This is a genomic window from bacterium, from assembly GCA_026708055.1.
Classification (GTDB): Bacteria; Actinomycetota; Acidimicrobiia; order Acidimicrobiales; family CATQHL01; genus VXNF01.
Genome location: JAPOVS010000004.1, coordinates 18,842 through 29,218, shown reverse-complemented (window position 1 = coordinate 29,218; position 10,377 = coordinate 18,842). Strand labels below are relative to the sequence as shown.

Annotated in this window: 9 protein-coding genes; 6 read left to right on the top strand and 3 right to left on the bottom strand. The window is 61.9% G+C overall.

Features of this window, described 5'->3' with window-relative positions; translation table 11 throughout:
• The coding region (locus OXG55_00305; protein ID MCY4101700.1) for a phytanoyl-CoA dioxygenase family protein at positions 1-334 on the bottom strand (334 nt) is incomplete at its 3' end.
• Positions 335-580: 246 nt separating this feature from the next.
• Here OXG55_00305 and OXG55_00300 point away from each other — a divergent pair.
• The 5 genes from OXG55_00300 (at position 581) to OXG55_00280 (ending at position 5,479) form a co-directional block, all read left to right on the top strand.
• Complete coding sequence (locus OXG55_00300; protein ID MCY4101699.1) at positions 581-1,882, top strand: DUF3644 domain-containing protein; 1,302 nt, start codon at positions 581-583, stop codon at positions 1,880-1,882.
• A 155-nt stretch (positions 1,883-2,037) separates the two neighbouring features.
• The gene (locus tag OXG55_00295) at positions 2,038-3,309 is read left to right on the top strand and encodes an AAA family ATPase (GenBank protein MCY4101698.1); all 1,272 of its coding nucleotides are present in this window, start codon (positions 2,038-2,040) and stop codon (positions 3,307-3,309) included.
• On the top strand, positions 3,309-3,962 hold the full coding sequence (locus tag OXG55_00290) for an RloB family protein (GenBank protein ID MCY4101697.1): 654 nt from the start codon (positions 3,309-3,311) through the stop codon (positions 3,960-3,962). The genes OXG55_00295 and OXG55_00290 overlap by 1 nt, the downstream gene beginning before the upstream one ends.
• A 136-nt stretch (positions 3,963-4,098) precedes the next feature.
• On the top strand, positions 4,099-5,160 hold the full coding sequence (locus tag OXG55_00285; protein ID MCY4101696.1) for a winged helix-turn-helix domain-containing protein: 1,062 nt from the start codon (positions 4,099-4,101) through the stop codon (positions 5,158-5,160).
• Complete coding sequence (locus OXG55_00280) at positions 5,144-5,479, top strand: hypothetical protein (protein ID MCY4101695.1); 336 nt, start codon at positions 5,144-5,146, stop codon at positions 5,477-5,479. The genes OXG55_00285 and OXG55_00280 overlap by 17 nt, the downstream gene beginning before the upstream one ends.
• Before the next feature lie 356 nt (positions 5,480-5,835).
• Here OXG55_00280 and OXG55_00275 read toward each other — a convergent pair whose 3' ends face one another.
• Entirely contained in the window at positions 5,836-6,708 is an 873-nt protein-coding gene (locus tag OXG55_00275; protein ID MCY4101694.1) for a phytanoyl-CoA dioxygenase family protein, read from the bottom strand.
• Positions 6,709-7,474: 766 nt separating this feature from the next.
• On the opposite strand from OXG55_00275, the gene OXG55_00270 reads away from it, so the two are divergent.
• Positions 7,475-9,028 (top strand): PIN domain-containing protein, encoded by a 1,554-nt coding sequence (locus OXG55_00270; protein ID MCY4101693.1) that lies wholly within the window; start codon positions 7,475-7,477, stop codon positions 9,026-9,028.
• Positions 9,029-9,162: 134 nt separating this feature from the next.
• On the opposite strand, the gene OXG55_00265 is transcribed toward OXG55_00270, so the two are convergent.
• Complete coding sequence (locus tag OXG55_00265) at positions 9,163-9,912, bottom strand: hypothetical protein (protein ID MCY4101692.1); 750 nt, start codon at positions 9,910-9,912, stop codon at positions 9,163-9,165.
• Positions 9,913-10,377 lie beyond the last annotated feature (465 nt).

The window sequence follows — 10,377 nt, the reverse complement described above, 5'->3', positions numbered from 1 at the left end:
GGCGCAGGATCACCGAGTCGCCCAGCAGGTCCGCGACGACGTCGATGATGCGGGGCTCGGTCACGATGTCCCAGATGCCCCGGCAGCACTTGTGCCAGTTGACCACCTCGTAGCTGTTCCACCCCGCCGCCAGCGCCTTGGGCAACAGGTCGTCGATGTAGCCCCGAATCTCGGCGATCTCGCCCGGCGAGAAGATGTCGATGGGAAACAGATGACCCACCTCGTTGTACCGGCGAACCTGGGTGGGCGTGAGCACCCGCGGCTCCTCGACGCCCAACGGGATGAACCGAAGATCCCGATCCAGTTCGGGGAAGGCATTGGTGCGGCGCGTCATGTCCAGAATCCGAGGGGCGGGAGCGTCCCCGCAAACTAGTCGCGAGTTCCGCGGGTCACGACAAGAAGCACCGGGGCGTCTTCGTCGTCGCTGAGCTCGAACTGCGCTAGTCGCGAGCTCCGCGGGTCACGACAAGAAGCACCTGCTCCGAAAAGCCTCCCACCGAGTGTCCTGACGTGCGACTCTGGCCGACAGCAGCGGTCACCGACGACTCGATAGGACCGACGGGATGACTGGGGTGCCGAGATGAGCGGACTTGACGAGGAACTTTCTGACCAGGAACACATCCGGATCGCCACCGAGATGTACGAGCGCTGGCAGCAGGGGGAGCCGAAGTCACGGCTTGAGATCGAGTACTGGGGCAACGCCACCGCGCACGGCAAGAAGTTCACGGGGTACGTGAAGAGGTGGCTCAATGTCGAAACCGAGGGCAAGTCGCTTCAGACGTCTCGGATCGAGGAACTCGAGGCGCTGCTCCGTTCCCGGGGCATATCGCCGACCTCAGCGGGGGATCTCGCTGAGGAGTTCCGCCTGTTGGCGAACGCCCGAGAGAGTGCGCTCGCCGCGGTGAGGATCTACAACGACCCGGTGGCCGGCTACAGAACCGAGACGTTCGTCGTGCTGATGGTGGGCGCTTGGAACTCCCTGTTCCAAGCGATCCTGGAGCGCGACGGCATCGACTACTTCGAGCGCGACGAAAGCGGTGAGCAGGTTCTGATCGACGGTCGAGCGAAGGTCCTGGGCACGTGGGAACTTGTGCACCTGGCACTAGAGGATGACGAGCATCGAGCCGTCCGAGCGAACATCGACTTCTTCCTGAAGCTGCGGAACCAGATTGCCCATCGCTACCTACCAGCGCTCGACACGGAGATCGCAGGCGAGGCGCAGGCGATGCTGCTCAACTTCGAAGAAGTCCTGCTCGCCGAGTTCGGCAAGGAGGCCACACTGGGGGAGCAGCTGGCAGTACCGCTGCAGTTGAGCGGCTTCAGGAGCGACGGCTCCTTGGCATCGGTCCGCAAGGCGCAGGCACGCCTGCCGGTGAATGTCGCGGAGTTTCTTACTCAGCACCGGGCAGGTGTGGACGCCGAGGTGTTGGCCGACCCGAAGTACTGCCTTCGGATCTTCTTCGTGCCCGTCACGGCGAACCGGGAGCGATCAGCCGACGCTGTAGTCCGGTTCGTGCCTCCGGGCGCGGCCACTCCCGAACTGCAGGCTGAACTCGCGAAGCTGGGGGTGGTCACGAAGCGGAAGATCACCCCCGTGGCGTCAGCCGATCTGCTGAGACCGAAGGAGGTCGTCAACCTCGTGGCCGAGCGCTTGCCGCATCGATTCACGATGAGCACGCACACCGCGTGCTGGAAGCACTACGGGGTGCGTCCGCCCCAAGGCGCGCCGGAGCCGGAGGCGACGGATCAGCGCTACTGCCGTTGGGATCGGCTGTTGAATGGGTACGGCTACACCGAAGCCTGGGTGGAGAGGCTTGTGTGTGACCTGAGCAATCCGGAGACGTACGAAGAGGTCGTCGGCATCGCGCCAACTCGCCGTTGAGGTGCGCCTGAGGCGCGAGGGCGGGATCGCCAACGGATCCCCGGGTGGCACTTGTCCGAGGTCGGTGGACGTTACGCTGCACGTTCATCTCGTTTTTCGTGTGATCATGACGAAATCAGGGATGAACCTGTAGAGTCAGGCACGGAGGACAGCCCATGCTTCTACGATTCGAGGTCTCCAACTACCGCTCGATCCTGGATCCGGTGGAGTTGTCGATGATCGCCGTGGACCAGGATCGGGCCGCCACCCGGGGGTTCGACCAGCTCTCGGAGCGGGTCTTGACGGTCGCCGGAATCTATGGCCCGAATGCCTCGGGCAAGTCCACCGTCCTAGAGGCGCTTGCCTGGCTGTCGTTTGCGGTTCGCGCGTCGCTGCGCAGCTGGTCCAACTTTGTCCCCTGCTTCCCGCACCGGTTCGGCGACGGCCCGGACCGGGCCTCAACCTTCGAGGTGGATTTCGTCGTCGACGGTGTTCGCCACGGGTACCGGCTGGAGGTCGATTACTCGGCCGTGATGTCCGAGAGCCTCCACAGCTACCCCGAGCGGCGTCGGCGGACGCTATTCGAGCGCGAGGGTAAGGACATCAGCTTCCGCCGTGGCGTCAGCAGAGTCGGGGGGATTCAGGAGTTGCTGACGCCCACGACGTTGGTGCTCTCGGCCGCCATGCGACTTGGCGACCCCGTCATCGGCAACGCCGGTAGCGCCCTCTCGTGGATGAATGCACTCGGGCCTGAGCAGCAGGGAGCAGCGCTGTTCTTCCCCTCCGAGCGCGACCCGTCGATGAGGATGCTGATGCCCCAGCCGGGTCACTGCGAGACCGCAGGCGGTCCCGATCCCGCCACCCGGCGAGCGTTCGTGGAGTTGCTGCGCTTCGCCGACCCCGGAATCGATGACGTGGCGATCCTCAGCAGCGATGATCCCGAACCCTCGGATCCGCGTCGCCTTCTGCGCTTCGTGCGTGGTGATGATGGTGAGCCGGTTCTCTTCGAGATCGGCGAGGAGTCAGCGGGAACCCAAGCCTGGTTCAGCCTCCTCGGGCCGGCGTTTGCAGCTCTGGTCGGTGGCCAAGTTCTGCTGTTCGACGAGATAGACGCCAGCCTGCACCCTCAGCTGTCGACCCGGCTCGTCGAGTTGTTCCAGGACCCGCAGACCAACCCGCGCGGTGCGCAACTCATATTCACGACTCACGACACGTCGCTCCTGGGGGCTCTGAACCGCGACGAGGTGTGGTTCACTGAGAAGGCACCCGGCGGGGCCACCCGGCTCATCGCCCTGGCAGAATTCGGCGGCGACCGTGTCCGGAGGTCGCTGAACCTCGAGCGGGCCTATCTGCAGGGCCGCTTCGGTGCGATCCCCGACGTGGATCAGGCCGACCTGCGCAATGCCGTCGGAGCCGCTCTCGAGGCCGCTAGCGCTCTGCGCGATTGATGGCCAAGTCCCGCCAGGGAGGCAGGGGCGGCTCGCTCCGCCGGCAAGTCGGCGTCCGCACTCCGAAGCGCACGTTCCTGGTGTTCTGTGAGGGCGAGAAGACCGAACCCGCCTATCTCAAGGCCCTGAAGCGAGAGCCTGCCGTCCGTGACGTCGCCTCGGTCGACATTCGCGTCGATGAGGGGACGCGCGGCGCTGTGCCGCTGACGCTGGTGGAGGCAGCGGCCAAGGCTCGTGCACGCTTCTCGGGGGAGGATGGCGAGGTCGACGAGGTCTGGTGCGTCTTCGACGTGGAGTGGCCTCGGAACCACCCGAATCTCAAACGAGCCCTCGACCTCGCACGAGAGAGAGGTGTCCGTGTCGCCGTCTCGAACCCGTGCTTCGAACTCTGGCTGGCGTTGCACTTCGAGGATCAGAACGCCTGGCTCGACACCGCCGCCGCCATCCGCCGGTGCCGAACCCTCGATGGCGCCTCCGGCAAGGATCTCGATGGTGTCACCTACATGTCCCATCGAGCCGACGCAGCACGTCGAGCCCGCGCGCTCGACGAGCGCCACAGAAGGGACGGAACCGACTTCCCCCGCGACAACCCGTCGTCGGGGATGTACCGCTTCCTGGATGCGATCGAAGACGGAGAGCCGCCCAGTCGGTGATCGCAGCCCCCCGGCGTCTGCGGCTCCCGTCTTTCAGAAATTACTATGTCTCACTATCACCGATACAGTATAAATTATGAAACAGACACCCACTAGAGCCACTAGAGAGGGAAGGCCTGCCAGGACGCGCGACACGTTGCCCACCGAGAGGCGAATTGCCGGCGAGATCGAACGGATGCTGGCCGAACGGGTGCCGCCCGGTTGGAGGGTCTGCTCGGAACTGCCGGTGCCGGCCGACCAGCCCGCGGTGGACATGCTGATCGAGGTCACGTCTCCGGCCGGTGAGACTGCGCTTCTTGCCGTCGAGATCAAGGCCCGGGTCGAACCCAGGAGGGTCCCGGAGCTGGCCCGGCGAATAGAGGGGGCGACAGACGAGGACATGTCCGGTGTGGTCCCCGTGCTTGGCGCGGCGTACCTCTCGCCTCGGGCTCGGGAACTGCTGCGAGGGTTGGATGTCGGCTACATCGACACGACCGGCAATGTCCGCATCACCGCGAGCACTCCCGGGCTGTTCATCAGCAGCGACGGGGACGACAAGGATCCCTGGCCACGTCGCGACGTGCTGCAGTCACTGCGGGGCCGCGGCGCCGCCTGCGCTGTTCGCGCCATCGTTGATGTCGCTCCGCCGTTCGGTGTTCGCGAGTTGGCCGAAGTGACCGGTGTCCCAGCGCCGACGCTGTCTCGCGTCCTCGGCTTGCTCGAGCGCGAGGGCGTGGTGACCCGCCAATTGCGCGGACAGGTTGAAGCCGTGGACTGGCAAGGAGTGATTCGTCGGTGGGCAGAGGACTACGACCAAGCGGGATCGAACATAGCCACGGCGCTTCTCGAACCGCGGGGTCTGGCGGCGGTCACCGCGAAGCTCCGGGCGGCACCGGTGGCCTACGCAGCGACCGGTGCACTTGCGGCGCAGTATTTCGATCCCGTCGCGCCGGCCAGAACCGCCACGCTCTACATCACCGACGCGGTTGAGGCCGCCGAGAGCCTCGATCTGCGCGAGACCGACGCCGGCGCCAACGTCGTGCTCCTTGAGCCCTTCGATCTGATCGTGTTCGATCGGACCGCCGAACGAGACGGACTCCGATGCGTTGCGCCGAGCCAACTCGCCGTGGACCTTCTCACGGGCCCTGGTCGCGAGCCGTCCCAGGGCGAGCAGATGCTGATCTGGATGGAGCAGAACCAAGATGCCTGGCGCGCATGATCCGCTGTACGTGCGGGCGCGCAAGACGCTGCTCAACGCCGCCGGCGCTTTGGCCGCGCACATTGATGCAGTCGTGCTCGTCGGTGCGCAGGCGATCTATGTCCACGCAGGGGAGGCAGATCTCGACGACTCCACATTTGGTGCCATCCCCGAGTACACGACCGACGCCGACTTCTCGCTGAATCCCGTGGCACTGCGTGACTCGCCGCTGGTGGCGGAGTTGATGATTTCGGCCGGCTTCTCCGCGGGTGAGCAACATATACGCGGAGTTGACGGCGGCGACGAGTCCTGCCGCTGCGCCTCTGGCGTCTGCTCGTGATCCGTTCGGGGAATCCTTGTGCTCATGTTGTGGGAAACCCGAGAATCATTGCGGGATCCGGGCGGGAAGGTCACTAATCCTCAAATTACACGCTTGTGGGCGTCACGCCCGTGGGGGTACACTCGGCGGCTAGCACTCTCCTCGTGAGAGTGCCAAAAACGGGAAGGGCCGACACCAGAATCCCAAGCAAATCGTCCGCTCTGGCTGGTGTCGGCTCTTCTCAGTTTTGGCGTCGCGTACGAACTACCAGTGGTCAGATTACTACCACGTGGACGGATTCTGCAACATCCCACATGGGGTGCCTGCAGGAGAGAATTCCTATTCGTCGTTCCGCCAGCCCGCTCCCGGCGCCGGCCCTAGCGGCTGAGGGAGGCGTCTCTGACGGGGTCGGGGGCGTTGTCGGGGGTGGGGATTGTTTCGCCGGGTGGGCGGGGGTGGTTGGCCCAGTGGCCGCCGGCGTCGGTGCCGCGGCACCAGATGGAGTTGGTGTTCCAGTCGAGGTAGGCGCGCACGTCGGAGGAGAGGTAGCGCATCGCCAGCCCGCAGCGGCGGCGGTCGGAGCGGTTGGGTTCGGAGCCGTGCAGGATCCAGTCGCTGTGCAGGGAGATCTGTCCGGCCCGCATCTCCAGGGCGACCGGCGGGTCGCCGTAGTTGCCGGGGTCGTCCACGGTCTGGACCAGCACGCTGTTCTCGGCTGTGGTGCTGTCGCGGAAGGCGACCTGCGCGTGGTGGTGCGAGCGGGGGATGACCTGCATGGCGGAGTTGTCGGCGTCGGCGTCGTCGATGGCCAGCCAGGCGGTGACCACCCGGCTGGGCGACAGCGGCCAGTAGGAGGCGTCCTGGTGCCCGGCGACCCGCTTGGCGTCGCCGGGCAGTTTGGCGAACAGGTGGCTGTGGCGCAGGATCACCGAGTCGCCCAGCAGGTCCGCGACGACGTCGATGATGCGGGGCTCGGTCACGATGCCCCAGATGCCCCGGCAGCTCTTGTGCCAGTTGACCACCTCGTAGCTGTTCCACCCCGCCGCCAGCGCCCCGGCCAACAGGTCGTCGATGTAGGCCCGGATCTCGGCGATCTCGCCCGGCGAGAAGATGTCGATGGGGAACAGATGACCCACCTCGTTGTACCGACGAACCTGGGTGGGCGTGAGCACCCGCGGCTCCTCGACACCCAACGGGATGAACCGCAGATCACGATCCAGATCTGGGAAGGCGTTGGTGTGATGTTCCATGTCCACAGTTCGACGAGAGGGGGCGCTCCCGCAAACTAGCCGTCGGCGTCACATGGAGCGTCGAAGGAGGTACGCGCGTCGTGCTACGGGATTCCCCTCAGCGCACTTGGGAGCTGACACTCACGGGATCACCGAGCGCGCCGAGACCTCTGTCGGGTTTGGGACAAGCACGCGCCGTTCTGTCGGTCTCGGGCCATCCGGATGTCGGCCGCGTTTGCCCGGGTCGTGCTTAGCACGTCGGTTGAGCGGCCGGAGGCGGTGCGGACTCGGCTAGGCAGCGCTGCGGATGTTCGCTGAGTGCATCTCCGGCGCCGATCTGACCAATATGGTGCCGATGTCGCCAGAATCGTGGTGGCTCCCGAAGTCCGCGGTGCTGACTTGGCGACGCTCACCAATCACACTGCAGAGGGGCAGTTGGCCGAGCGCCGGACGACAGCCACCGACTTTGCCAACCTTAGGCCTGTGCCGGCCTGCCGACCGAGTTTCAATGGACACGGGGAACTGTTCTGCCTGGTGTTCGAGGCACGCACGCATGTGCCCTGTCCACCTCGCCGGCCCGTTCGCGGCGGTGGACATATGTCCAGCATCGAGACGGACCCGTATCAGATCGACGCCGTTCCCATGGCGAGCCAGTGGGAACTTTGTGTGACAGACTTGCCGGAGCATGAGTCGGTGGCGCTCTTGCAGATCGACGTTACGCTCCTCTCGGCGCATCTCAGGTGTATTCTGCGGCTTCGCGGTTTGCGTCAACACGGGTCGCCGAATCATGGCGCAAGAGAAGGATGTGCCCCGCCATTTTGCAACAGGACGGAACCTAGTGGTAACGACACTGTACCTCTTCGCCGACACAAACCTCTTTGTGCAGTGCCGGTCGCTTCACGATCTTGACTGGACTGTTTGGGAAGACTTTGATGAGATTCATGTCGTGGTATGTCGCGCTGTTCAGCGAGAGCTCGACAGTCAGAATCGTCGGGGCAATACCCGAGTTGCTAAACGAGCGCGTAGGGCGTGGTCACTCCTAAGGGGCATCGTGTTGGATACTGCCGATGACTTTACCGTGATATCGGACAATAATCCATTGGTCAAGCTCTACCTCGACGCGGCAAGTCGACCAAGCGCAGATCTCGAATCGAGGCTGGACTATACACAGGTAGATGATCAAATCATTGGCTACTTCCAGGAGTATCGAAGTCAGTATCCCAGTCGTGACGTCCGACTACTTACTTATGACGCTGGGCCGATGATGACAGCGAAGAGTTTGAATCTGCCATTTGAACCTATTCCAGACGGATGGCTACTTCCTCCAGAGCCGAGTGCCGACGAGAAAGAAATCGCGCGCCTGCAGGACGAAGTCGCCCGGATGAGAGTTGCTGAGCCGCAGTTCTCGCTACGTTGTATCGATGCTTCAAGTAAACCAGTTACCAAGATTGAGTTGAGCGTGTGCACGTTCGAAGCACTGACCGATGCCGAGATTTCAGAACTCGTTCGAACAATAGCGGAACGGTATCCAGTCGTCTCAGACTTCGAGCGCCAGGAGCCACCGGCTGGTAGAGTGCCAAGTCAGCGGTGGAGCATGTCGAGCTTGCGGGTTCCACTCAGCCCTCCAACCAAGGAAGAGATTCTGCGGTACCAAGAGCATGACTACCCGGAGTGGATTCGTACTTGCGGAGAAGTGCTATCGAAACTGCACGTAGCACTTGAGAATGAGAAGCAGTCAGAGCTCTTGTTCAGTTTCATTGCCGAAAACACCGGTAGCCGGCCAGCGACCGATGCCTTAGTCATTGTCTCAGCCGAAGGTCATCTGCTAGTCGCTCCTCCACCAAGGGAGGAGTCGCAAGCGTCGAGAGACATGAACGCTCCATCACTTCATCTACCGGACCCGCCAGAACCTCCGCGAAGCCGAGTTGATTTGGATATCTCGAAGTTTGTTCAATCCATGCACGCGTTCGCGAGATCTGAGTCACTTCCGGACTATCTTTTCCCTGGTGCGTATGACAATTCTGCTCTAGACTCTGTTGGCGCGATTCGTTCGAACCGCCGAGATCCAAATGAGTTCTATTATAAGGGCGGTTGGGTCGATGAGCCAGTGGCTTCTTTTGGCTTGGAATGTGATCAGTGGAGGCATGGTGTTGGATCCGAGAAGTTTGATGTTGAAATCCATCTGCCTGAGGCTCGCGATGCAGTTGAGGGAGTCCTTGAGTGTGAAGTCCATGCTGGCAACTTGTCTACCCCTATGAAGCTGAAGATTGACGTGCGGATAACGGTGAGTCGGATAAGTCTGTGGGACGCCGCCGTTCGTCTCATTGATGAGTTGTCCTAGTTACGAGGGACCGGTCGCCCCGATTCTGGAAGCCCCCACTCGCCCCAGCGAGGACCCACTCCCCGCTAGTTTCCGAAGAGCCTGAATACTGAGTGAGACCAGTGGCACCACTGTCACGGGTCTTGAACTCGTACTCAGGGAGTCTTTGCAGATGCCAGGAAGGTACTGAGACTTTCTAACATCAGGTTTGCTTGCCCAAGTAGATCCGTGACCGTATCCTTCCGAGACCCGTCGGTAGCGGCTCGTAACTTGTCGAATCCAGAGCCTTTTCCGTGGGCGGCTCCTGTTGAGCGCCAGCTCTGAAGCGTCTTCAGATACATAATATCGCGGTCAGCGTCCGGATATCCGTTCGCCCGCATCCATCGTTGTAGGGTCGCGATGCTTCCTTCGTCCGCGACTGTCTCCTCTAGCGAGTTCGCAATATCACGTTTGTTTAGATAATCAATGAGTAGTTTCGTGAGCGCGAGAATCATCTCATCAAATTCAGCAGGCGAGTTGTCGTCAAGTGGTACATGTATCCGCATTATCTGTCGATCTTCTGGATGGGGCGGCCTAAAGAGCGGCCAGCCGTAGATATCACTCCAACGAACATTGACCCTCTCGTAAAGAGATAGGAATCGGTGATCAACTGCCTGGGCTGGAGCAGGCTCGCTCAGAAAATGCCGTCGATAAGTCGTCTCACTGATGCCACCTTCGGGAACCACGTTGTGCGGCACCCAATACTGACGTTCCCGGCTTGGGAGATATTCACCCAAATCGCCAATGTAGACGACAACGAAGTCGTCGCGATCAAGATCGGCTCGGATTGCCCAGAGCTTTGTGCAACCGATCGCTCCATCCGAAACAAAGAACTTTGGATTGTTGTAGTATCGAGCAAGTACCATTCGATCAAAGTAGACTGGTGTCAGATAGGAGGGTGCGCTCTCGTTGATCCCACCAAGCACTGGCTTCAACAACTTGGGATCGCATGAGAATCGAATTTCCTTGCCTTGGCGGTCTAGTCCGATAATGAATTCGGGGAAGATATCGTCAACCTTGTGGTACGGGTAGATGCCCGATTGCTCCCCGGTCCTGGATACAACACTGCCTTACCTATTACGCGTGAAGACTTCAATGAATTCAAGCCGTAGTCATGGCACGTCCGGTCGAGTCTATACGTCGTTGGCAATTGGCCGCTCGGAGGGAAATCTTCGGAGAGAGGCACAAATACGTCAGGAGGCGGAGGAGGAGCAACCTGTAGAGAATCGGTAAACACGATAAGAGCGCGCTGCCTGCCTGCGAGGTACTGACGAAGAAGGGTCGTGCGCACTCTGACTCGCTCAGCCGATATCTCCACCGCTATTTCGTCA

Bases quoted from the DNA above. Each gene is read 5' to 3' on its own strand.
- OXG55_00300 (MCY4101699.1), top strand. From the start codon at position 581: ATGAGCGGACTTGACGAGGAACTTTCTGACCAGGAACACATCCGGATC.
- OXG55_00295 (MCY4101698.1), top strand. From the start codon at position 2,038: ATGCTTCTACGATTCGAGGTCTCCAACTACCGCTCGATCCTGGATCCG.
- OXG55_00290 (MCY4101697.1), top strand. From the start codon at position 3,309: ATGGCCAAGTCCCGCCAGGGAGGCAGGGGCGGCTCGCTCCGCCGGCAA.
- OXG55_00280 (MCY4101695.1), top strand. From the start codon at position 5,144: ATGCCTGGCGCGCATGATCCGCTGTACGTGCGGGCGCGCAAGACGCTG.
- OXG55_00275 (MCY4101694.1), bottom strand. From the start codon at position 6,708: ATGGAACATCACACCAACGCCTTCCCAGATCTGGATCGTGATCTGCGG.
- OXG55_00270 (MCY4101693.1), top strand. From the start codon at position 7,475: ATGGCGCAAGAGAAGGATGTGCCCCGCCATTTTGCAACAGGACGGAAC.
- OXG55_00265 (MCY4101692.1), bottom strand. From the start codon at position 9,912: ATGGTACTTGCTCGATACTACAACAATCCAAAGTTCTTTGTTTCGGAT.